Origin of the sequence: Nocardia sp. NPDC056952 (assembly GCF_042674185.1) — a bacterium.
Classification (GTDB): domain Bacteria; phylum Actinomycetota; class Actinomycetes; order Mycobacteriales; family Mycobacteriaceae; genus Nocardia.
On sequence record NZ_JBHURA010000001.1, the window covers coordinates 1379727 to 1400603 of the forward strand.

At 66.1% G+C, this 20877-nt stretch carries 23 protein-coding genes and 1 pseudogene; 12 read left to right on the top strand and 12 right to left on the bottom strand.

Annotated features, from left to right (window positions below; translation table 11 throughout):
* Positions 1 to 10: 10 nt before the first annotated feature.
* Genes ACFTS5_RS06265 through ACFTS5_RS06305 form a run of 9 tightly spaced genes read right to left on the bottom strand, consistent with a single transcriptional unit; the run spans position 11 to position 9156 of the window.
* Positions 11 to 589, bottom strand: a complete 579-nt coding sequence (locus tag ACFTS5_RS06265; protein WP_378627923.1) for a hypothetical protein — start codon at positions 587 to 589, stop codon at positions 11 to 13.
* Positions 590 to 613: 24 nt separating this feature from the next.
* Positions 614 to 1810 carry an MCE family protein gene (locus ACFTS5_RS06270; protein ID WP_378627924.1) on the bottom strand — a complete coding sequence of 399 codons (1197 nt, stop codon included), beginning with the start codon at positions 1808 to 1810 and terminating at the stop codon, positions 614 to 616.
* The gene (locus ACFTS5_RS06275) at positions 1807 to 2886 is read right to left on the bottom strand and encodes an MCE family protein (RefSeq protein ID WP_378627925.1); all 1080 of its coding nucleotides are present in this window, start codon (positions 2884 to 2886) and stop codon (positions 1807 to 1809) included. Before ACFTS5_RS06275 ends, ACFTS5_RS06270 begins: the two co-directional genes overlap by 4 nt.
* Complete coding sequence (locus tag ACFTS5_RS06280) at positions 2883 to 3956, bottom strand: MCE family protein (protein WP_378627926.1); 1074 nt, start codon at positions 3954 to 3956, stop codon at positions 2883 to 2885. Before ACFTS5_RS06280 ends, ACFTS5_RS06275 begins: the two co-directional genes overlap by 4 nt.
* Positions 3956 to 4987: an MlaD family protein gene (locus ACFTS5_RS06285; protein ID WP_378627927.1), complete on the bottom strand. Its 1032-nt coding sequence runs from the start codon at positions 4985 to 4987 to the stop codon at positions 3956 to 3958. Before ACFTS5_RS06285 ends, ACFTS5_RS06280 begins: the two co-directional genes overlap by 1 nt.
* Complete coding sequence (locus ACFTS5_RS06290; RefSeq protein ID WP_378627929.1) at positions 4984 to 6006, bottom strand: MlaD family protein; 1023 nt, start codon at positions 6004 to 6006, stop codon at positions 4984 to 4986. The genes ACFTS5_RS06285 and ACFTS5_RS06290 overlap by 4 nt, the downstream gene beginning before the upstream one ends.
* A gap of 1 nt (position 6007) precedes the next feature.
* On the bottom strand, positions 6008 to 7426 hold the full coding sequence (locus ACFTS5_RS06295) for an MCE family protein (RefSeq protein ID WP_378627930.1): 1419 nt from the start codon (positions 7424 to 7426) through the stop codon (positions 6008 to 6010).
* Positions 7427 to 7436: 10 nt separating this feature from the next.
* A complete protein-coding gene (locus ACFTS5_RS06300; RefSeq protein ID WP_378627931.1) occupies positions 7437 to 8297 on the bottom strand; it encodes an ABC transporter permease in 861 nt (286 codons plus the stop codon).
* Between the two features lies 1 nt (position 8298).
* Entirely contained in the window at positions 8299 to 9156 is an 858-nt protein-coding gene (locus tag ACFTS5_RS06305; RefSeq protein ID WP_378627933.1) for an MlaE family ABC transporter permease, read from the bottom strand.
* Positions 9157 to 9521: 365 nt separating this feature from the next.
* Between ACFTS5_RS06305 and ACFTS5_RS06310 the strand changes: the two genes are divergently transcribed.
* The 3 genes from ACFTS5_RS06310 to ACFTS5_RS06320 all read left to right on the top strand — a co-directional run bounded on the left by ACFTS5_RS06310 (position 9522) and on the right by ACFTS5_RS06320 (position 11022).
* Positions 9522 to 9833, top strand: coding sequence for a hypothetical protein (locus tag ACFTS5_RS06310; protein WP_378627934.1), 312 nt, complete (start codon positions 9522 to 9524; stop codon positions 9831 to 9833).
* A 9-nt stretch (positions 9834 to 9842) separates the two neighbouring features.
* Positions 9843 to 10283 carry a hypothetical protein gene (locus ACFTS5_RS06315; protein WP_378627936.1) on the top strand — a complete coding sequence of 147 codons (441 nt, stop codon included), beginning with the start codon at positions 9843 to 9845 and terminating at the stop codon, positions 10281 to 10283.
* Between the two features lie 376 nt (positions 10284 to 10659).
* Positions 10660 to 11022, top strand: a complete 363-nt coding sequence (locus tag ACFTS5_RS06320) for a VOC family protein (RefSeq protein ID WP_378627938.1) — start codon at positions 10660 to 10662, stop codon at positions 11020 to 11022.
* 82 nt (positions 11023 to 11104) lie between these two features.
* Here ACFTS5_RS06320 and ACFTS5_RS06325 read toward each other — a convergent pair whose 3' ends face one another.
* Entirely contained in the window at positions 11105 to 12088 is a 984-nt protein-coding gene (locus ACFTS5_RS06325) for a TauD/TfdA family dioxygenase (RefSeq protein WP_378627939.1), read from the bottom strand.
* Between the two features lie 48 nt (positions 12089 to 12136).
* Positions 12137 to 13249: a hypothetical protein gene (locus ACFTS5_RS06330; protein ID WP_378627941.1), complete on the bottom strand. Its 1113-nt coding sequence runs from the start codon at positions 13247 to 13249 to the stop codon at positions 12137 to 12139.
* A 505-nt stretch (positions 13250 to 13754) separates the two neighbouring features.
* Between ACFTS5_RS06330 and ACFTS5_RS06335 the strand changes: the two genes are divergently transcribed.
* Together ACFTS5_RS06335 and ACFTS5_RS06340 are read left to right on the top strand one after the other, a co-directional pair.
* Entirely contained in the window at positions 13755 to 14720 is a 966-nt protein-coding gene (locus ACFTS5_RS06335; RefSeq protein ID WP_378627942.1) for a ferritin-like domain-containing protein, read from the top strand.
* A 288-nt stretch (positions 14721 to 15008) separates the two neighbouring features.
* Entirely contained in the window at positions 15009 to 15203 is a 195-nt protein-coding gene (locus ACFTS5_RS06340) for a hypothetical protein (protein WP_378627945.1), read from the top strand.
* A gap of 230 nt (positions 15204 to 15433) precedes the next feature.
* Here the strand turns inward: ACFTS5_RS06340 and ACFTS5_RS06345 are convergent, their stop codons facing one another.
* Positions 15434 to 15832: a low affinity iron permease family protein gene (locus tag ACFTS5_RS06345; protein ID WP_378627947.1), complete on the bottom strand. Its 399-nt coding sequence runs from the start codon at positions 15830 to 15832 to the stop codon at positions 15434 to 15436.
* A 129-nt stretch (positions 15833 to 15961) separates the two neighbouring features.
* Between ACFTS5_RS06345 and ACFTS5_RS06350 the strand changes: the two are divergent.
* The 7 genes and pseudogenes from ACFTS5_RS06350 to ACFTS5_RS06380 all read left to right on the top strand — a co-directional run.
* Positions 15962 to 16606: pseudogene (locus tag ACFTS5_RS06350) on the top strand (energy-coupling factor ABC transporter permease); the annotation flags it as partial.
* Between the two features lie 66 nt (positions 16607 to 16672).
* Entirely contained in the window at positions 16673 to 17038 is a 366-nt protein-coding gene (locus ACFTS5_RS06355) for a PDGLE domain-containing protein (protein WP_378628361.1), read from the top strand.
* The gene (gene cbiQ / locus ACFTS5_RS06360; RefSeq protein ID WP_378627949.1) at positions 17039 to 17800 is read left to right on the top strand and encodes a cobalt ECF transporter T component CbiQ; all 762 of its coding nucleotides are present in this window, start codon (positions 17039 to 17041) and stop codon (positions 17798 to 17800) included.
* Positions 17797 to 18516: an energy-coupling factor ABC transporter ATP-binding protein gene (locus ACFTS5_RS06365; protein ID WP_378627950.1), complete on the top strand. Its 720-nt coding sequence runs from the start codon at positions 17797 to 17799 to the stop codon at positions 18514 to 18516. The genes cbiQ and ACFTS5_RS06365 overlap by 4 nt, the downstream gene beginning before the upstream one ends.
* An 89-nt stretch (positions 18517 to 18605) precedes the next feature.
* A complete protein-coding gene (locus ACFTS5_RS06370) occupies positions 18606 to 18980 on the top strand; it encodes a hydrogenase maturation nickel metallochaperone HypA (RefSeq protein WP_378627952.1) in 375 nt (124 codons plus the stop codon).
* Complete coding sequence (hypB, locus tag ACFTS5_RS06375; protein WP_378627953.1) at positions 18938 to 19747, top strand: hydrogenase nickel incorporation protein HypB; 810 nt, start codon at positions 18938 to 18940, stop codon at positions 19745 to 19747. The genes ACFTS5_RS06370 and hypB overlap by 43 nt, the downstream gene beginning before the upstream one ends.
* A gap of 73 nt (positions 19748 to 19820) precedes the next feature.
* Positions 19821 to 20876 carry a hydrogenase expression protein HypE gene (locus tag ACFTS5_RS06380; protein WP_301907654.1) on the top strand — a complete coding sequence of 352 codons (1056 nt, stop codon included), beginning with the start codon at positions 19821 to 19823 and terminating at the stop codon, positions 20874 to 20876.
* The last annotated feature ends 1 nt before the right edge of the window (position 20877 follow it).

Genomic DNA, 20877 nt, shown 5'->3' on the forward strand with positions numbered 1-20877 from the left:
ATCCTGCCGATCAGTGGGAAAGTGACGGGGTGCTGACCTCGCTGACCAGCCAGCGGTCGGCGTCCTTGCGCAGCGACATGCTCACCGAGAGTTGTCCGGGCGCCGGGGCGCCCTTGGTGCCGAGGCTGGTAATGGTCTGATTGATGACGGCCACCGCCCGTGCGGTGGTCTCGTCGGCTGACTCGATGGCGCAACTGACATTGCCGACGGTGGAGACCACCTGCCCCTGTGTGAGTACGTCGCGCAGATCCCTGCTGGTGGCGTCGAACTCGGTCTTCCATTCACCGGTGGCGCCCGCCAGCACCGCGGCGAAATAGGTGTCCAGATCCTTGGCGTCGTAGCGAGCCAGAGTCGGGGCGTAGGCGCACGCGGCCTGGTGCGCGGCGTCGCGCGCCTGCTCGCGGGACCGGATCCGGTGGTTGTCCACGGCGAGAAGGCTCGCAGTGACCACGGCGATGATGGTGATCACGACCGCCGCTGGAATCGTGATGCGGCGCAGTGGGAGTCGTGTCACCGCGATCGCAGATTCGACGGTTTCCGTCCTGGCGTCGTCGGAGTCGGCGTGCGGCGGTTCGAGTTCGGTGCTCATCGGTGTCTCCTGGGTGGGTTCGAGTTAGTTGGCGGGCAACGGAACTGAGAGCTCGTCGCCGGTGACGCCGGGCGGCGGACCTGATCCGTTGTCTGGACCCGCTGGGCGTGGTGCGTTGGCGGATCCGCGGATCTGAAGCTCCGGATGGCTGGTGACGCAGTAGTTGTAGAGGCGGTTGCGGCCGTCGGAGACCTGGGCGGGAGAAACCGGGATGGTCTCGTACTCGCAGGTGGGGCGTGGCCAGATGTCGGCCATGGTGTGGAAGGCGTTGTCGTGGGCGGGAATCCCGAGCGCGACCACGCCTGCGCGCAAGGCCGGAAACAGGGCTGACATAGCCGGAGTCCGCAAACGGGCCGCGCGGGTGATGGCGACGAAATTGGTCACCAGGTTCGTGAGCGGATCGCTGGTCTCGGTGAGCACTCCACCGAGGGTGGCCAGCCGACCCGGTCCGAGGTCGAGAAGTTCACGGACCTCGTGATCGGCAGCGTTCATCTGATCGAACAGCGCGCTCGACCCGCGCACGAGGGTGGTGAGGTCGGGTTGGGCGTGCGAGGTGGTGTCGGCGATGACCCGCAGATTGCGAATCAGCTCTGTGGTCTGCGGGAGCAGCCCGGTGAGTCCGGTCATCGCCTGGCTCAGACCGCTGATCACATTCCGCAGCACCTCGGGGCCGCCGGCGAGGGCACGGTCGAGTTCGTCGACGATCACGGTGAGCCGATCCGGGTTCATGCCGGCGATCAGTGCGCCGGTGTTGTCCAAGAACGAGTTGATCGTCACGGGCGTGCTCACCTGATCGGCGGGCACGGTCGCCCCGGCCGCGAGGTAGGGGCCCTCGTGGCCGGTCGGCCGAAAGTCCAGATACTGCTCGCCCGCGGCGGACAGGCGCCCCACCGCGATCGGCGTGCCGAGGGGGATTCTCGTGGAGCTGTCGATCTCGACGTCGGCGAGGATGCCCGTGCTGTCGAGCGTGATGGCGCGAACCTTGCCTACCCGCACGCCGCGCACGGTGACGTTGCTGTGCGGCAGCAACCCGCCGGAGCTGTTCAGCTGGACCTGCACCGTGTAGGTCGTGCGCAGTGGTCGTACTCCGACGACGTCGACGGCGATGTAGCCGGCTCCGATGACCAGCATCCCGACCATGCCGAGCATGGCCCCGAAGGTGCGGTGGCCGTACGCCCAGCGTGCCAGCCGGACGATGAGAGTGGCGGCGCGCCCGATCATCGGTGCCCTCCCTGGAGCCGGCCGAGGACCCTGGCCAGCACCTGGGCCAGACTGCCGATGAACGCGGTGCCATCTGTGCCGTCGGGCAATCTGCTGCCCTGCGCATCGGAGAGTGCACCGATATCCAGATACGAGATCCGCGCCGCGACTGCGAGACTCGAGCCCTCCATGGTCGCCCGAACCGTCGGGCTCAAGGTGTTGAGCCGATCCAGGGTGGTGCCCAGATTGTCGCCCATCCGAGTGAATCCGGTCATCAGGCCCTGCACGCTGTCGAAGAGGCTGAGAAACTCGGGACCGGTGGTCGATGTGAAGTCGCCGAGCGCTGCGGTCACTGTGGACACCTTGGTGGTGAGATCGGTGATGGAACGATTGTTTTCGGCGATCACCGCGATCAGATCAGGGAAGGTGTCGGCGGCCTGTCCGAGTTCGGCCTTGCGGGCGCGCAGCGTCGCGGTGAGTCCGTCGAGCCCGTGCAGGACCGAATCTATCTGCCCTGTCCGCTGATTCAATGCGCTGAGGGCCGCGGTGAGTTCGGTCAGCAGGTGCGACAGCTGCGGTCCTCGTCCGCCGACGATCGCGTTCAATTCCGAGGTGATGCGAGCGACTTGGTTCATCGCACCGCCGTCGAGCAGCATCGACATGGCCGTCATGAGTTCCTCCACCGAGGCACCGGCCGAGGTGTGTTCGCGGTCGATGACATCGCCGTCTGCGAGCAGCGGCGTGCCGGGACGGTGCTCGGGCAGAATGATCGCAACGTGAATGTCGCCCAACGGGGTCGGCTGTCGCAGTTCGGTTCGGGTGCCTCGGGGTAGCGAGATATCGCGGCTCACCTCCAGCTCGACATCGGCGAGGAAGTTCGTCGTATCGATACCGGTGACGACCCCGACATCGGTGCCGCCGATCTTGACTCGGGCTCGCTCGGGCAGGTTGAGCGCGTCGTCGAATACCGCGCGTAACCGGTAGGTCGGCCCGTCGACGCCGGGGCGGGGCAGCGGGACATTGTCGACGGTCACCGCGCACGAACTGATGCTGAGCGCGGTCAGTGCGGTGACGGTGAATTGGGTGGTCCGTTTCATTCGGTGAGTCCCAGCAGTGCGGCGGTCAGACCGAAGTCCGGACCGAAGTCCATCAGTTTTCCCGTCCGGCAGCCGTCGGCGCGCAATGCCAGCCGCGAACACAGCAACGACAGAGTTTCGTTGTCGAGCAACGATTTGTCGGTCAGCAGATGCAGTCGTAGGACCCGCTGGTCGGTGTTGACCGCGCGGGCAAAGTTGTCGCCCAGCAGCGGTGTCACGTCGACGATCTCGGTGAGGCCGCGTGCGTTGTCGCGCATCTGGCCGGTAATGGTGACCAGACGGTTCACCGCGTCGGTGAGTGGTGCACGGTTCTCGTCCAGCACCGTGGAGGTGTTGGCGATGAAGTCGTTCACCTGGGTGAGTACCGCGGCCAAGCCTGGGGCCTGTTCGCCGAGCAGGGTGACGAGCTCGGTCAGTCGCCCGCTGAAATCTCGGACGGTTCGGTCGTTTCCGGCGATCATCGTGGTGAGGTCGTTGAGTTCGATGATGGTGCGCGAGATCTGGTCACGATTGGCCAGCGACACCTCGAGCGTGGTGGAGAGCGCGGCGAGAGTCTCGCGAATTCGGTCGCCGTTGCCGTCGAGCATCGGGAACAGCACCCGGCTGGCCATCGGGCCGTTCGCGTTGTCGCCCTTCAACGCTTCACCGAGTTGTTCGAAATTGCGCAGGATGCGGTCGAGTTCGACAGGGGTTCTGGTGCGGGCCAGCGGAATGTGAGCGCCGTCGGTGAGGGTTGGCCCCTCTCCGGTGTAGGTGGGGGTCAATTCGACGTGGCGGTTGGTGATGAGCTGCGGGGAGACCAGTGCCGCCATCACGTCGGCCGGCAGTTCGATACCCGGCTCGATGGTCATCCTGACCTCGACGAACGCACCCTTGGGTTCGATGGCGTCGACCCGGCCGACCGGGACTCCGAGGACCGCGACGTCGTTGCCGACGAACAGGCCCGCAGCGCCTTCGAAGTCGGCGGAGAGGTGAATGGCATCGGGTCGCAGGGATACCGGGATCGAGGAGCATCCCGCGCCGATGCCGGTGATGATCACCAGTGCGAAACACTGGAGCAATCTGCGCATCATTTGCACCCTTCTACCGCGTTCGCCAGGCACAGCCAGTTGTCCGGGAACAGCCACGGCATATAGATGTCGCCGTAGGGCCCCTGCGCGAACGAGTTGTTGAATTGGCGCACGGCCACCGGCATCACCTGATACAAGGCGTCGAGGTGTTCGCGGTTCTTCTCGAGACCCTGCGACATCGTGTTCAGGTTCTGGATGAGCGGGCCCAGCCTGCCGCCGTCGTCGATGCCCATGTCCTGCAGGATCTTCGAGGCGGCCGCGATATTGTCGAGCAGTTCCCTGATCAAGTCGCGACGCTTGACGACGGCGTCGCCGATCGCTTCGCCCCTGGTCAGCAGGACCAGCACGCTGTTCTGGTTGTCGGAGATCAATCCCGACACCTGATCCATGCTGCCGAGCAGCTGGTCGACCTCGTCACGCCGGGACGCGATCACTCCGGCCAATGCGCCGACGCTGTCGAGCGCCTGGGCGGTGAGCTGCGGTGAATCACCGAGCTGAGTGCTGACCGCGTCCAGGCTCGCGCGCAGCGCGTTCGGATCGAGCCGTTCGAGGTGCTCGAAGGAATTGCGGTACTTCGGATCGTTGACGACCTTGGCGAGGTTGTAGGGAACAGTTGTGGCTGTCAACGGGATTCGGCCACCGGGCGGCTCGCCGTCGCTGCCGGGATCGAGTTCGACGTGCATCTTGCCGAGGATGGTCGACATCTTGATCGCCGCTTTCGCGTCGTGCCCCACGTTGAGGTCGGGCCGCACACTCATCGTGACCAGGACACGGTCCCGTTCGAGCCGCACCGAGGTGACTGTGCCGACTTCGATCCCGGCCACGTCCACACTGTTGCCGGTTCGCAGTCCTGCCGCCTGGGCGAACTCCGCGTGGATGGTGTCCTCGCCGAGATGTACTCGGGAAAGCACCCCCGATCCGACGACCAGCACCAGCACAGTGACACCTGCCGCGATGCCGAGGGCGAAGTTTCGGTTGCGGAACGCATCGCCCAGAGTCGTGCGGACAAGGGAGAACAGGAACTTGATCATCGGCAGACCTCCGAGTGCGCGTTGCCGCCGACCTGTGAGAACACGTCGCGGGGGAAGATCACGCCCCACAACGAGATGTCCAGGCTGCAGACATAGGTGTTGACGTAGGTGCCGTTGCCGCTGATCCTGGCCAGTCCGGAAAGAATCAGGGGCAGTTCGATCGCTGACCGGTCCAGGCGCTCCCCGTTCGACAGCAACAATTCGACCCCTTGGCCGGCCTGCTGTTGTGCCTGGGCCATTCCCGGCGCGACCTCGGCGATCAGGTCGGTGAGTTTCGTTGTGGACTCGGCGATCCCGGTGACGGCGCCCTGCAGCACCGCGCCCTGTTCGTACAGGCCGCTCACCAGGGCGCGGGACTGGGTGATCAGGGTCTCCAGCTCGCCGCTGCGATGAGCCAAGCTCGCGATGACGTCGCTGAGATTGCTGATCACCGCGCCCAGGATCTCGTCGCGTTCGGAGAAGGTCGTGGCCAGTGCGGCGGCCTGGGTGATCAAGGCCGACAGCGACACACCGTCGCCCTGGAGCGCCTGCACCAGGGTTTCCGACAGCGAATTCACCTCGTCGGGTTGGAGCAGGCTGAACAGCGGCTCGAACCCCGACAGCATCGTCGAGACATCGAACGATGATTCGGTGCGCTCGAGGGGAATCGAACCGCCGGCGGGCAGGGGTTCACCCACCGAGTCACCCAGCGCCAGTGCGACGTAGCGCTGACCGATCAGATTCTGATACCGGATCAGTGCTTTCGTGGTGGTGCTCAGGTGCTGCCGGGACTGCACAGACAGGGTCACTTCGGCGTGCCGCCGGTCGACCAGTTCGATCGCGTCGACCCGGCCCACCCGCACCCCGGCGATCCGCACGTCGTCTCCTGTGCGCAAGCCGAGTACATCGGTGAAGGTCGCACTGTAGCGGTGAGTGTCACCGGGAACTGAGCGTTGCAGGGTCGACCAGATCGTGTATGTCGCGATCAGGGCGAGCACGACAAAGACTGTGAGGCCGAAATAGACAGTGCGCGAGCGCATCTCAGTTGGCTCCTGTCCGAGCAGGCTCTGCGGTCACGGTTGCGCCGGTGAGTACGGCGCCGAGCAGCAGCAGCTGGGAGGTGTTCGGGCGGGTGCCCAGGAAGGCCGCCACCGCGGCCGGGCCGGTCAGCGCGGTCGGTCTTGCTGGGGGAACAGTCTGTTGCGGAGTGGAACGCGCGGGGAGGGTGATGCCGGGAATGACCAAGCCTGGTAGGGACAGCCCGGGAATATTCGGCAACGACGGAATACCGGGCAGGGCGGGCAGGCCAGGCAGGGTAGGTACGGGACTCGGGCCCGCGGCGGACAACCAGCCGGGTATCAGCTGCGTCGGATACGACTGTGGTGCGGGCGAATCCGGGACGCTGGCGGTGCCGCAGCGTGGACCGGCCTGGCTGCCGTAGTGCGGGCAGTCGGCCGCTGTGTACTGGCGGAACGGAGTGAACGAGACAGTGACATCCCATTGCATCTGTTTGCTGGACCCCCAATTGAACACGGTGGCAAGGCGACTCAGCGATTCGCCGAGCCCGATAACGGTGTCGCTCAGTGCGGAAGGATCTGCCGCGAGCGCACCGAATGTCTCGTCCAGTCCGACCACCAGCTCCTTTCCCGCATCCGGGTTCCGGGCGAAGAGGGCTTGGGTCGCGTCGGTGGCGGTTCCCGCCGAAGTCAGCAGTTCGATCACCTGGGCCCGGCGCTCGGTAATAGTGCGCGCCGTCTGTACTGATCTGCCCAGGGCGTCGGCCAGTTCGGGCGCCGATTGATTGACTGCCGCGGTAGCCGCGCCGAGATCGCCGAGCAGGTCGCCGACCCCTGGTAGTGCGCGGACCTCGGTGATCCACTGGTCCAGGCGTTCGATCGTCGAACCGGGGAGCCGGGCGTCGCCATCGAGCGCCTCGGCGAGGGTGGCCAGCACGCGAGCGAGTTTGGCGGGCTGGATGCGGTCGAGAACATCGCGCAGGGTGGTCAGCGTTGTCTGCAAGGCAACGGTGGCGCGGCTGTGATCCTGTTCGATCACCGCGTTCGGCCGCAATGATGTCGCGGCCGAACCGTTGTCCACGAGCTCGATCCCGGTGACACCGAAGATGTTGGCCGGGACGACGCGCGCGGTCACCGACGCCGGAATCTCGGCCGCGGCATCGGGTTTGAGCTCGAGTTCCACGCGCTGGCGCAAGCCCTGCTCGGCGATTTCCACCGCCGAGACCGCACCGACCAGCAGTCCGCGAAAGCGCACATCGGCGCGGGCAGGTAGCCCGTCACCCGTGCTCGTCATGAGCGCGGTCACCGGCACGGTGTCTTCGAAATGCCCCGCATAACGCAGCCCGAGCAAGGCGACGACGCCTGACAGGCTCATCGTCATGGCCACCCCGGCCAGATTGAGTCGTCCGCGCGACCAGCCGCGCCCACTGGGATCCGGATACATGCCGGTCCTCCTATCCCGATATCCGGATGCCGGAGTCCACGCCCCAGATCGCAAGTGTGAGAAGCAGATTGAGAAAGACGACGACAATGATCGTCATCTTGATGGCTCTACCGGCGGCGACCCCGACACCCTCCGGGCCGCCCGCGGCGATATAGCCGAAATGACACTGGATAAAGGTGGCGACGAGCACGAACGCGACCGCCTTGACTACCGAATAGACGATGTCGCCCGGGTCGAGAAACTGATGGAAATAGTGGTCGTAGGTACCGATTCCGTTGCCGCTCAGGAAGAGTGCGGTGATCTTGGTGGACAGGTAGGCACTGGCCATGCCGATGCTGTAGAGCGGCAGAATCGCGACGGCCGCGGCGAGCATGCGGGTGGTGATCAGATAGGGGAGTGGCCGGATCGCCATCGACTCGAGTGCGTCGATCTCCTCGGCGATCCGCATCGATCCGATCTGGGCGGTGAACCGGCATCCGGCCTGCGCCGCGAAGGCGATCGTGGTGAGCAGTGGCGCCAGCTCGCGGGTGGTAGCGAAGCCGGAGATCGCGCCGGTGAGCGGGCTCATCGTGAGCAGATCCAGCGCGGTATGTGATTCCATGCCGACGGTGATGCCGCCGAATCCGCACAGGATCAGCACGACGCCGACGGTGCCGCCGCCGACGATCAGCGCGCCGTTGCCCCAGGTGACATCGACGATCAGCCGGGCCAGCTCTTTGCGGTAGTGCCGCAGAACGAACGGGATCGCCAGCAACGCTTCGATGAAGACGACGCCCTGATGTCCCAGTCTCACGTTCGCCTCGGTGAGCGGGTCGGTCGCGGCCTTGACGGCGCGAAACGGGCGCAGCACTGGTGGCAGATAGTTCGACATCTCAGACCACCTTGGACGGGAACAGAGTGTTGTAGATCTGGGTCAGCGCGATATTGGCCGCGAACAGCACGATCGCCGAGCTGACCACCGCGGAGTTCACCGAGTTGGCGACGCCGCCCGGGCCGCCCTTGGTGTTCAGGCCGCAGTCGCACGCGATGATCGCGGTGAGCGCGCCGAATACGGCGGCCTTCACCAGCGCGACCACCAGATCGCTCGCGACCGCGAACGAGGCGAAGGTGCTGATGTACGAGCCCGGTGTGCCGTCCTGGACGAAGATGTTGAACATGTAGCCGGTGGCGAATCCGACGAACACCACGAACCCGCAGAGCAGAATGCTCACCAGCACCGCGGCGAGCAGCCGCGGAGCGACCAGCCTGCGCACCGGATCCACTCCCATCACCCGCATCGCGTCGATCTCCTCGCGGATGGTCCGCGACCCCAGATCGGCACAGATCGACGAGCCGACCGCGCCGGCGATCATCAGGCAGGTGACCAGTGGAGCTCCCTGGCGGATGATGCCGAGGCCGTTGACCGCGCCGATGAAGGTGGTTGCGCCGACCTGGCTGACCAGTGATCCGATCTGGATCGAGACAATGGCGGCGATCGGGATGGCGACAAGCAGCGTAGGAGTGACTGAGACACCTGCCATGAATGAGGCTTGGCGAAGGAATTCCGTCAGTGGAAAGCGGCGTCGGACTACGGAACGCACCAACTCGGCCATGGCCTGCCACGCCATGGTGACCTGTCGACCCGCCGTCTCCACCGACTGTCGCGGATGATCGCGCCACCAGTCGAGGCAGAAGCTGACTACGAGTTCGAAATCGGTTGGTGCAGTTATCTTGTTGTCTATCGACGTCATGGCAATCACCCCGTGTTCAATGCCGGTCGCCGAGTTGCTCGACCGAATCTGACCTCTGATCTACACGGATGGATACCTCATATCTACGCACCCGTAGTCAGCTGTCTGGGACTGTAGCAAGGAGTTACGTCGCACGTCGTCGATTGGTGCATGATCGGTCGATAGGTCCGCCAGATGGTCGCAGGTTGATATTTTGCCGCCTGGTCGGTTTCATCATCTGTCTGGGTCAGTGCTGGGGTCGACCAACATGCTGTACAGCAACGCTCCTGATCGCCACACGTCCGAACCCGGAAGACGTCTTGGTTGCACGTCGCGGCGAAGTGGGCGAACGTCGTCGGCGGCCGAATGGGCGAGGACCTGGGGCCATGGTGATCCTCAATGCGGACACGATCGAAACCGCTGCCCAGCAATACAACTCGTGTGTGCTGGAGAAGATCCCGGTCGATCGGGCACAGGACGACGAGCGGATCCTGCAATTCCTGCCGACGAGCGAACTGACCGCGAGCCCGTTGAGCCCGGGTACGGCTCCCGCCTCTGCCTATCGCCGCCTACGCCACGCTGACCTCGGGATCACCCCGCTGTTGCTCGCGGGTCCCGGTCCCGTGGCTGCGAGTACTACCGCGACGAAGCAGCCGCCGACACCTCAGATCACGCGCAGCCCGAAGAATTGGCGATAGCCTCGGAGTATGACTGATAACGATCGGCCTGCCGAGAGGCATCGGCGGCCCGCCGGCGTCAACTCTTCGACAGTGGCAGCGGTCGGCAAGCTGTCGGAGGCATTGGAGACGACCGAACGTGCTCGCGGGCACCTGTACAGCTTCCACCAGCTCACCGGTGGTGCCGATCTCGCTCTCGGTGAGGCGGTCGACATGTTGCGCGCCGCGGGTCATCATCAGCTCGCCGAGAAGCTGGCCGCCGAGCTGGTCGGCCGCAACGTGCTGCCCGACCGGTGGACGTTCCAGATCGTGGAGGAATACGACGAGGGCTACTACGCGCAGTTCCGCCAGCTCGAGCGCGAGATCCGCGACGAACTGGTCGACGGCCGTACGCATGTGTATGAGGCGGAGATGAAAGAAGCCCGCCGCTCCCATGGTCGTCCTGGGCACGAGGCCGGACCGGGCAGCTAGTCCGGAGGTTCTCCGTGCCAGGTTTGCGCGGCCTGGTCGTAGCTTTTCTGCTTTGGTATTTTGCGCGGGTTTGCGAACCCGTCGAGTACCACCGCCGTCCTCGACGAAGGCACCGCACTCGCCCGGGTCGCCGAGGATGCCTCGCCGAGACGTCAATCGCCGAGAACTGTGCGCCACGCGCGTCCCGCTCGCCGTCGCCGCGAACCGGCCAGAATCGGTCCCGCCGAAGTGGTGGTGCAACGGCGCGCACGACCGAGCCCGAGACGAGCGCTGTCCGCCGCGAAAAGGAGTGGAGCCGTCACACCACAGTGCGGTTGGATGACTACCTGCGGGGCCGCCGTGCGGACCGCGAACATGGATGACAGAGGAGTGGACGATGCCGATCGCCACGCTGCGAGGCGTTACCCTCGACTGCGCCGATCCCAGGGCTCTGGCCCGGTTTTACCAAGAGCTGACGGGCATGCAGCTCGGCTATGCCGCTGACGAGTTCGTCGGCCTGACCGATGGTACGGGCTGCGACCTGGGCTTCCAGCGGGTCGACGGATACCGGGCCCCGCAGTGGCCCGGTCAGGACGTGCCGCAGCAGCTCCACCTGGACCTCAGGGTCGAAGACCTCGACGCGGCGGAGAAGTCGGCGCTGGGATTCGGCGCGGTCAGGCCGGACCATCAGCCCGGCGGCGACCGGTGGCGAGTGCTGCTGGATCCGGCCGGCCACCCGTTCTGCATGGTCGCCGGCTGACCGTTGGAGTCCGTCGCGGACCTGTCCGGCCTGTGGGGGTCCAAGCCTGCGAGATCCGGCGGTGACCCGCGGGGATCCCGGATCATCGGGTGATGACGTACCCGTCGTCTGGTCGGTGGTCACGGGAGCGGCGCAAGTCGGCGACGGCGAATGTGCGTTGTACCCAGCGGTCCGTGCCGTCGAAGCGAGGTCGGAAGGCGGTGCGGCCGTGGACAGTGACCCGATTGTCGATAATGGCCAGGTCGCCCGGGGTGAGCACCGTGGTGCGGGCGACAGCATCGCAAGCTCGGCCGAATTCGGTCAGCGCGGCCTCGGCGCGCGGCGTCAGCGCGGTGGTCGCGATCGTGGCCATCCTGATGTCGGGATCGTCGACCGCACCCGACAACAATGATTGCGGTGGGCGCACGGCGTTGTCGGTCGGGAACGACGGTGGTGGCGCGGTGACGAATTCTGGTGCGAACAGCGTTTCCCGGGCCGCTCGGCTGAGCAAGGGCAGCGCTTGACGCAGACAAGCGGTCCGCAGACCTGCGATCCGGTCGTGGTCGCCGCGGAGGCACAGCAGCAGCACGTAGTCGGGTTCGTGCAGGTGGAAGGCGTTCTCGTTGTGGAAGGTCAGCAACACCGAACCGGCGTTTCCGGAGAAGGATTCCCTGCCCCGCACGGGTACGACGTCCTGGACGAGGGCGCCGGACTTCTCAGCCAGATACGCGGTCGGGTCGCCGAGCCCGCAGGCGATCATGGTGAGGACAGCAGCGGAGACGACTGCCGCGCGCTGCACGGAATCCGCTGTCGACGGAGTGTCGGGCAGTCTCATCTGGTCGACCGGCAGGCCGTGGATGACCAACGATCCGCGCAGTCCGGAGTGCCGCCGGAACTGCCGAATGCCGCGCCGCAGCGACAGCGGTAGCGCATCCCAGGAGTCCCGGGCGCGCGCGACCCAGGTCGGGTCGTCCACCCGGTCCTGCTCGCCCCCGCACAGTGCCTGAGCGAGGTGGTCGATCTCCGTGGTCTCCGTCGGGGGCAACTCCAGGTCTGCGATATCGACGGTCTCCGCGATTTCATGCATCGACGCTCTCCGTTCAGTACGTCAGTAGCAGGGCAATTGTTCGTCTGCTCAGCCATTCCGCAGGGCTGACACGGCGTTGGCGATGTAGTGATCGCCGAACCGGATCAGCGGTGCGTACTGGGCGGCCCGCCGATGGCGCATCAACCGGAGCTCGCCGACGGCGTTGTCGGGGCCGGTGGGCAACTGCGCGATGGAGCGGCGAAGGCGCACCATCGAATAGGCGAGCGTGACGTGACGTTCGCTGTCGACGAGGTCGGCTTCGAGCAGGGCATCACGGGCGGCCGCGAGCTCGGGATCGCGGGCAGCGAGCGCATCGTAGGAATCCGGAACCACGGTGAGTAGATCCTTCATCGCGCTGCGGAAAGTCTTGTAGCCGCGGTGGTGTCGGCCACTCAACGGGGTCGACACCTCCGGGGGCTGCATGCTGGGGCGAACCGCGGCCATGTAGTAGTCCACCGGGATCGTGCTGGCGTGGATCATCGCCGCTGGGAAGCCACGCACATACGTGGTCGCGTGTTCGAGCCGCTCCAGTGCGGCGTCGGCCGCGCCGTGGCGGAGGTGGTGGGCGGCATCGGTCACCGCGACCGCCGCGCAGATATTGAACAGGACGTGGACCTGGTGCCCGACGAGCCACCGCGCCGTCCACTCGCTCTCCGACGAAATGTTCTCAGCCACAGTGGAAACGGGGAACTGCTCGGTCGCCTCGTCGGTCTCCGCGGCGCCGGTCAGGTCGAGCACAGCCTGTCGCATCCCCGCGACTTCCACCGCCAAGTCCGCACCCGAGAGCGGGGCCCTGCACAGGTCCGCCACACCGCGATGGATGACCAGAACACTGTGCAGCGCAGCCTGTTGATCGGACAACTCCACCTCACGGACCCGGAAGAACGACTGGCTCACCGACTCCGCGGGCAGATCCTCACCAACGATCGGCGGGGCCTGCGAGGTCAGAGCCTCGATCAGCTCGCCGACAGCGGCCACCCCTTGCCGCAACGCTGCGGTGCGCTCGACCGGCCCGGAGTGGGTCGGTACCTGTGCCAGCACGGCCGCGGCCCGCGTCGCCGCGGCCCGGACCACAGCGCTCAGGCACGCGACGGTTCCCCCCTCGGGCACCCTCCGGAACACAGCTACTGGCGGGCGCTGGATGACAACCGGGGTATCCATCTGTCGAGAATATCCGCGGTCTTACCCGTTCGGTCATCATTCGAAGAACTGAATCATGTTGACTCTAAGTATGTTTCGGCTCGCACGGTCGCGACTGGCGGCGATCACCCCGGCTTGATCGCCGCCGACGCCGCGCACCCATTACGCCACGACCCCCGACACCACGACCCGCACCTACTCCGAAGCATGGGAGGCTTTTCATACCTTTTGCGGCACAGTGGATCTGGCGTCGCTCCCGGCGGACCCGGTCGCCGTCGAGCGGTATATCGCCCTCGGCGCCGTGCGCAAGGACCTCTCGGCGTCGACGCCGGCGGTGCGGATCGCCGTGATCGCTGGTTCACACCTTGTCGGCGCTACCCACCGGCCTCACACCGAATTCCGCAATATCTCACCCGGGACATGATCGACAACTGTTGCGGCGCAATGTTTGAATCATGAGTGCGGGGTAGTCGACATAGTGGTGCAGCGTTGCGCCTCCCTGACGTCGACATCGAAGGAAGACTTCATGAGCACACGCAACACCGCTACGACCTTGCTCGCGCAACTGCGCGTTATCCGTGAGTTGACGGAGACCGAAATCCGAATCGCCGAGACTCGAATCGCACAGGCTCGCACTGAGGCTGTACGCCGCGAACTGGCTGAGAACGCCCACAACGCCCGCGCCCGCGCGGAAGCCATCGAGGCCGCGATCCGTGAGCTGGGTGGCGCGCCGGAGCGGATCGGCCCGTTCATCGGAAGGGCTGCCGCCGCGGTCAAGGCGATCGGCGAACAGGCCCAACCGTTCGACGAAGCTTTGCTCGGAGACCTCGTCCTCGAACATCAGCTGCTCGACCGTGCCCGTTACGTCAAAGCACTCGCGACCACCGTTCAGAACGCCGATGTAGTAGCAGTGGCGCAGCGGTTGATCACCGCCCATACGGCCACCGTCACATGGTTGACGACCGTACTCGCCGAGGACGCGCTCGGCGGACCTGCGGCTTTGCGCCGAACACCGATTCAGGCGGTTACGGGGACCGCGGTGAAGCTGATCAATATCCCTGTTACGTGGTCTGCTCGCAGCATCGACCGCGCGTTGGACACATTCCGTGCTGCCCCGCCCGCACTGGGCGAGTTGCTCGCCAGGGGTGCGCACGCGGGCGATGTCGCCGTGAAGACGCTCGCGGCCTCGCGCGATGCTGTTCTCGAAACCACTGAGCAGGTCTCGCGGCGTGAAGGCGCGGATTCCACCGCCGAGGCAATGCATTCACTGCGCACCACCACCGGCCTTCTCGATCCCAGCGAGCTGCCCGTCAGTGGCTATGACGACTTGAATGTCGCCCAGGCGGTGGCAGCGATCAAGGAACTCGCCGATCCCGCCGCAGTCCGGACAATCCTCGCCTACGAGGAGGCGCACAAGGCGCGGCAGGGTGTCGTTTCGGCCGCGCAGAGCCGTATCTCGACGATCGCCCGAGAAGTGAGTGGGCTGAACTGAGAAGTCCCCTGACAGCCACCGTCGGTGCCGACGACAACCGTGGCGCCGACGGCCGGTTGAGCCGTCGGACTGCCACGACGGGAGGCATTGGTCCGCAGCGGCCACGTCATCGGCGGCCCCGCCGACGCGGCGCAGTCCGGCTTTCCGCACCCGGCCGCCGTAGCGGCCGGTGAACCCCTGAGGTGCGGCCCTGGCCCACCGACATCGAGCACCGGCGTGAGCCGGGCATCGGTCGTCCGCCCTGGCACCGATCAGGAGGCGGCCTGGTGATTCGCCGGGGCGGACTCGATGACGTGGCGATCGATCGAAGACCAGGTCAGCCGGTATTCGCGGTCCGCGCCACGGCAGATTGCTCCATCGGGTTACATCATCATGGGCATCCCCGGGAACATACGGTTCCACCAGTCGCGCACCATGGTCATGATCTGGTCGCAGGTCATCATCGCGCTCATCTCCTTCGACAGCGGTATCCCCGACCCGTAGAGGCAAATACCCCGACAACGGGTAGCGAATCCGGGTCACCCGCTGAAAACGCCCGGATTCTTGCAGTAAGTACGCAATGCTGAGCTGGTAGGGAAACCGGCAGGTGGTTCGAGCCGGGAGGGTTTGCTCACAACGCAGTCCCGTGGACGGCGCAGCATTTCCTGACCCCCGAGTCTGGGCAACCAGTAGGCGGTTACGCCTCGAGCGCTACCCAATTCGCGGTCTTCCAGTCAGTGGCGCTCTTCGAGCCCGACAGCTTCTCGCAGCCGATCCGCGGCCGCCCGGAGTTCGGGATCCGTGGACGCGGAGGAATCCAGGAGCGCGGCCAATGCCTCGGCGATGACATTGAGTTTCTCTTGCGCGGCCTCGCTCGCGCGGCGGCCGGCGTTTTCGAGCAGCACCACCAACAGCAGCGTGAAAACGCTCGCAACGGTGTGAATGGCAACCTGCCACGTTTTGAGGTCCGTCCACCACGGCAAGCTGATCAGCCACGCCGTGACGATCCCGGCGCAGACGAAGAAGAACGGAGCCTGACTCACGCGTAGTTCGGCCTGTTCGACGAACCGGTCGAAGGGCGAACGGCGGTCACCCCCGCCGCGGCTGCGCGCGGCCTCGCTGCGGCGCTTCATTATCGAATTCTAGTCGCATCCACCCCCTGTCGCAGCCGGACTGATAGCGCGGTCGGACATTCCTTTATCTGTTCACTTGGACAGATAAAGGGCGTAGTGTTCTGATAGGTGAACGGCAGCACCGTGGCAATGCATATGAGCGACGGGATCGTCGATGCGCCGACGTCGCTGATCTTCGCGGGGATCGCGGCGGTGGGGCTCGGGCTCGCGGGCTGGCGGGCGCGAGCTGAACTCGACGAGCGTGCGGCGCCGATGGCCGGGCTGGTGGCCGCGTTCATCTTCGCGGTCCAGATGGTGAATTTTCCGATCCTGCCCGGTGTGAGTGGGCACCTGCTGGGTGGGGCGCTGGCTGCGATTCTGGTCGGGCCCTACCTCGGGGCGTTGTGCGTGGCGGTGGTGCTGGTCGTGCAGGCGCTGCTGTTCGCCGACGGCGGGCTGACCGCACTCGGCACCAACATCACGAACATGGCCCTGATCGGTGTCGGCGCGGGATATCTCGTCGCTCGGGCCGGGACAGCGCTGCTGCGGCGGCGCAGCGACACGGGGGTGGGTGTCGTGGCATTCGCCGCCGCGTTCATCGGAACCCTGTGTGCCGCGATGGGTTTCGTGGTCGAGTACGCAATCGGCGGGGCCGCGGGTTCCACGGTCGGGGCGGTCGCGGGGTACATGTTCTTCACCCACGCGTTGATCGGGATCGGTGAAGGCATCATCACCGCGATCACCGTGGTGGCGGTGGTGAGCGCACGACCGGATCTGGTCTATGTACTGCGTGCCGCTGGGCCGGTGTCCACGTCGGCGTCTCCCGTTCGTCTGCGGGTGTCCTTCACCGGTTTCCTGTGGGTGTTCGCCGCGGCCGCGGTGCTCGTCGCCGGCGGGCTGTCCTATGCCGCGAGTTCACAGCCCGACGGGCTCGACGCCACCACCCGCCGCGGGTGCACCACGGTCGAGGTGAACGGGGCCGCGGAACTGCACGGTGAGTGCATCGCGCGCAACGCCGAGGAACACCGGTTCGCCGGTTCTCCGCTGGCGGACTACGCGATCGACGGCAACGGTGATCTGGCCGGTCCGGCAGGCGTGGTCGGCGTCGGGGTCGCCTTCGCCGTGCTGTTCGCGGTGGTCCGCACGGTCCGGATCGGCCGTAGCGGATCGCGCTCCGGGGGTCGGCGCGATGACGTCGCGGCGCGGTCGGATGCGGAGCCGGAGTAGGTGAGCGCCGCGGTCCACCGGCTGTATCTGGCGGGGAATTCACCGGCGCATCGGTCACCGACCGAGGCCAAGATCGTGTGCGCGGTGGTTGCGGTGTTCGCGGTCGTGGCGACACCACGAGAGTTGTTGTGGCCGTTCGGCTGTTATGCCCTTGGCTTGGTGGCGCTGTGGCGGTGGTGGGGAATCGGGTTGCGCTGGATCGGGCCGCGTCTGCTCATCGAGTTGCCGTTCGTCGTGTTGGCGATCCTGCTGCCTTTCGCCGCCGGGGAACCCCGCACCGACATCTTCGGGCTGTCGCTGTCGGTGACCGGCCTCTACGCGGCGTGGGGCATCATCGCGAAAGGCACTATCGGCGTGGGCATCTCACTGACCTTGGCCGCGACGACGAGCGTGCGCTCCTTGCCCGAAGGGCTGACGCGGCTGCACGTGCCCGGCACGATCGTCATGATCGTGGTCCTGATGCTGCGCTATGTCGACGTGCTGGTCGCCGAGGCGGCGCGGATGCGGCTGGCCCGGATCTCCCGCGGCGACGACCCACGCACACTGCGCCAAGCCGGTGCGACCGCACGCGGCGCGGGCACCCTGTTCCTGAGATCCTACGAACGCGGCGAACGGGTCCACCTGGCCATGCTGTCGCGCGGATTCGACGGCACCGTGCCCGATGTCGGCACCCCGCCCGCCACCCGCCGGCAATGGCTGCTCGGCTGCCTGCCCGCGGCCGCCGCGATCGCTGTGTGCGCGGGTGCTTGGATGGTGCGGTGACCGAACCGACGGCGCCGGCGGTGCGTGTGGTCGAGTTGACCTTCGCCTATCCCGACGGGACCGGCGCACTGAACGGGGTGAATCTGCAGATCGCGCCGGGGGAGCGGGTGGCCGTCCTCGGACCCAACGGAGCGGGCAAATCCACCTTGATGCTGCACCTGAACGGGGTGCTCACCGCCACATCGGGGCAGGTGTACATCGGCGGTATGCGGCTGGACCGCAACAGTGTTCGCGCCATCCGGCAGCGGGTCGGGGTCGTGTTCCAGGACCCCGACGACCAACTGTTCATGCCGACCGTGGAACAGGATGTCGCGTTCGGTCCCGCCAACTTCGGTGTCCGCGGCGAAGCCCTCGCCGACCACGTCCGCGAGGCGCTCGCCGCGGTAGGGATGACCGACAGGGCCGGGCGTTCACCGGCGCACCTGTCGCTCGGGGAACGCCGCCGCGCCGCGCTGGCCACGGTGCTGTCGTGCCGACCGGAGGTCCTCGTTCTCGACGAACCGGCCGCCAACCTCGATCCGGTGGCACGCCGCGAACTGGCCGAGATCTTGCTGTCGCTGCCCACCACCATGCTCGTGGTCACCCACGATCTGCTCTACGCGCAACGGATCTGCGAGCGGGTCGTCATCCTCGACGCCGGTGAAGTCGTCGCCGACGGCCCCACCGCCGACATCCTCGACGATGCCGCGCTGCTCGCCGAACACCGACTCAGCTGAGCGTTCATCCGTCGGCCGGCCATCGCGTCGGAGGGTTGCCCAGGAGTAACCTGAGCGGTGGGTTCCTCCCTCGACGAACCGAGACTGCGATGCACGAAATGGCGATCACCCAGAGTGTCATCGACGCCGTGTGCGAACACGCGGCGGGAGCACGGGTGCACAGCGTGCAGCTGGAAGTCGGCGTGCTGTGCGCGGTCGTTCCGGAGGCGATGCAGTTCTGCTTCGAACTCGCCGCCGAGGAAACCTTGGCCGAGGGCGCGAGCCTCGAGATCGACGTGGTACCCGGCCGGGCGGGCTGTCGAAGCTGTGGCGCCGAGTTCACGGTGCTCGAGCCGATCGCCCTGTGCGATTGCGGCAGCGCCGATGTCGAGATCAGAGCCGGGCACGAACTCCGAATCCGCTCGATGGAAGTGAGCCGAGAATGTGCGCAACCTGTGGATGTGGCGACGACGACGCCGCGGTGATCACCCTCCCGCACGAGCACGAGCACGGCCATGAGCACGAGCCGCACCGGCACAGCCATGGTCACGACGGCGATCACGTGCATCTGCCGGTCACCGAGACCATCACCCTCGAGCAAAAGGTGCTGGCGAAGAACGACCTGTTGGCCCAGCGAAACCGGGACTGGCTCGCCGCCCGCGACATCCTGGCGCTGAACATGACCAGCTCACCCGGCGCGGGCAAGACCACCCTGCTCGAGCGCACGATCCGCGAGTTCGCCGAGATACCGATCTCGGTGATCGAGGGTGACCAGGCGACCCTGCTCGATGCCGAGCGGATCGGGGCGACGGGCTGTCGGGTTGTGCAGATCAACACCGGCGCGGGCTGTCATCTCGACTCCGAGATGACCTACCGCGCGCTCGAGTCCCTCGATCCCGCCCCCGGCACCCTGCTGTTCATCGAGAACGTCGGCAACCTGGTGTGCCCGGCCCTGTTCGACCTCGGTGAACACGGCAAAGTCGTGGTGATCTCGGTGACCGAGGGCACCGATAAGCCGCTCAAGTATCCACACATGTTCGCCGCTGCGTCTCTGGTCCTCGTCAACAAGATCGATCTGCTGCCCTATGTGGACTTCGACCTGGACAAATGCCGGGAATACGCGGCGTCGATCAACCCGCACGCGCAGATCCTGCCCCTCTCGGTGACCAGTGGTTCCGGCATGACGCAGTGGTACGACTGGCTCCGGCTGCAGCGGTCAGCAACTATTGAGGATCACTCACCAGCGACATAGACTTGCGTGATCAGGATCACACCGCAGGTTCCCGCGAGCCCGCGATGCCCCGCTTCAGAAAGTGGCGCAGCCCATGCCTACCCAGGAAGCAATCAAAGCAGAACAGGCCCTGATTCACGTGCTGTGGATCAACGCCGGCCTCAGTTGTGACGGTGATTCGGTCGCGCTGACCGCCGCGACGCAGCCCAGTATCGAGGAGATCGCGCTCGGCGCTCTTCCCGGGCTCCCGCAGATCGCGGTGCACTGGCCGCTGATCGATTTCGAATGCGGTCCCACCGGCGGCGCCGACGATTTCCTCGAATGGTTCTTCAAAGCCGACCGGGGTGAACTCGAACCGTTCGTGCTCGTGGTGGAAGGCTCCATCCCGAACGAGCAGCTCCACGAGGAGGGCTACTGGTGCGGCTTCGGCAACGATCCCGCCACGGGTCAGCCGATGACGACCAGCGAGTGGCTCGATCGGCTGGCGCCGAAGGCCACCGCGGTGGTCGCGGTCGGCACCTGTGCCACCTACGGCGGCATCCACGCCATGGCGGGTAACCCCACCGGCGCGATGGGTGTGCCCGACTACCTCGGCTGGGACTGGAAATCCAAGGCCGGGATCCCGATCGTGTGCGTGCCCGGTTGCCCGGTCCATCCGGACAACATGTCCGAAACGCTGACCTACCTGCTCTACATGGCCACCGGACAGGCCCCGATGATTCCCCTCGACGAGGCGCTGCGCCCGAAATGGTTGTTCGGCGCCACCGTCCACGAAGGCTGTGATCGAGCGGGTTACTACGAGGAAGGCGATTTCGCCGACGAGTACGGCTCCCCGAAATGCATTGTGAAACTGGGATGTTGGGGCCCGGTGGTCAAATGCAACGTCCCCAAGCGGGGCTGGATCAACGGCGTCGGTGGCTGCCCGAACGTGGGCGGCATCTGCATCGGCTGCACCATGCCGGGATTCCCGGACAAATTCATGCCGTTCATGGACGAGCCGCCCGGCGGCAAGATCTCCTCGACGGCATCAGGGCTGTACGGGTCGGTGATCCGCAGTCTGCGCCATATCACCGGACGCACGGTGGACAAGGAGCCGCGGTGGCGGCACAAGGGCGAGAAGCTGGAATCCGGCGCCACCCGCACCTGGTAGG

Excerpts from the sequence above, each read along its gene's own strand:
- ACFTS5_RS06300 (WP_378627931.1), bottom strand. The coding sequence starts at position 8,297 with ATGTCGAACTATCTGCCACCAGTGCTGCGCCCGTTTCGCGCCGTCAAG.
- ACFTS5_RS06305 (WP_378627933.1), bottom strand. The coding sequence starts at position 9,156 with ATGACGTCGATAGACAACAAGATAACTGCACCAACCGATTTCGAACTC.
- ACFTS5_RS06295 (WP_378627930.1), bottom strand. The coding sequence starts at position 7,426 with ATGTATCCGGATCCCAGTGGGCGCGGCTGGTCGCGCGGACGACTCAAT.
- ACFTS5_RS06270 (WP_378627924.1), bottom strand. The coding sequence starts at position 1,810 with ATGATCGGGCGCGCCGCCACTCTCATCGTCCGGCTGGCACGCTGGGCG.
- ACFTS5_RS06325 (WP_378627939.1), bottom strand. The coding sequence starts at position 12,088 with ATGCATGAAATCGCGGAGACCGTCGATATCGCAGACCTGGAGTTGCCC.
- ACFTS5_RS06340 (WP_378627945.1), top strand. The coding sequence starts at position 15,009 with ATGACGTGGCGATCGATCGAAGACCAGGTCAGCCGGTATTCGCGGTCC.
- ACFTS5_RS06280 (WP_378627926.1), bottom strand. The coding sequence starts at position 3,956 with ATGCGCAGATTGCTCCAGTGTTTCGCACTGGTGATCATCACCGGCATC.
- ACFTS5_RS06345 (WP_378627947.1), bottom strand. The coding sequence starts at position 15,832 with ATGAAGCGCCGCAGCGAGGCCGCGCGCAGCCGCGGCGGGGGTGACCGC.
- ACFTS5_RS06290 (WP_378627929.1), bottom strand. The coding sequence starts at position 6,006 with ATGCGCTCGCGCACTGTCTATTTCGGCCTCACAGTCTTTGTCGTGCTC.
- hypB (WP_378627953.1), top strand. The coding sequence starts at position 18,938 with ATGTGCGCAACCTGTGGATGTGGCGACGACGACGCCGCGGTGATCACC.
- ACFTS5_RS06320 (WP_378627938.1), top strand. The coding sequence starts at position 10,660 with ATGCCGATCGCCACGCTGCGAGGCGTTACCCTCGACTGCGCCGATCCC.
- ACFTS5_RS06335 (WP_378627942.1), top strand. The coding sequence starts at position 13,755 with ATGAGCACACGCAACACCGCTACGACCTTGCTCGCGCAACTGCGCGTT.
- ACFTS5_RS06310 (WP_378627934.1), top strand. The coding sequence starts at position 9,522 with ATGGTGATCCTCAATGCGGACACGATCGAAACCGCTGCCCAGCAATAC.
- ACFTS5_RS06370 (WP_378627952.1), top strand. The coding sequence starts at position 18,606 with ATGCACGAAATGGCGATCACCCAGAGTGTCATCGACGCCGTGTGCGAA.
- ACFTS5_RS06330 (WP_378627941.1), bottom strand. The coding sequence starts at position 13,249 with ATGGATACCCCGGTTGTCATCCAGCGCCCGCCAGTAGCTGTGTTCCGG.
- ACFTS5_RS06380 (WP_301907654.1), top strand. The coding sequence starts at position 19,821 with ATGCCTACCCAGGAAGCAATCAAAGCAGAACAGGCCCTGATTCACGTG.
- ACFTS5_RS06275 (WP_378627925.1), bottom strand. The coding sequence starts at position 2,886 with ATGAAACGGACCACCCAATTCACCGTCACCGCACTGACCGCGCTCAGC.
- ACFTS5_RS06315 (WP_378627936.1), top strand. The coding sequence starts at position 9,843 with ATGACTGATAACGATCGGCCTGCCGAGAGGCATCGGCGGCCCGCCGGC.
- ACFTS5_RS06265 (WP_378627923.1), bottom strand. The coding sequence starts at position 589 with ATGAGCACCGAACTCGAACCGCCGCACGCCGACTCCGACGACGCCAGG.
- ACFTS5_RS06285 (WP_378627927.1), bottom strand. The coding sequence starts at position 4,987 with ATGATCAAGTTCCTGTTCTCCCTTGTCCGCACGACTCTGGGCGATGCG.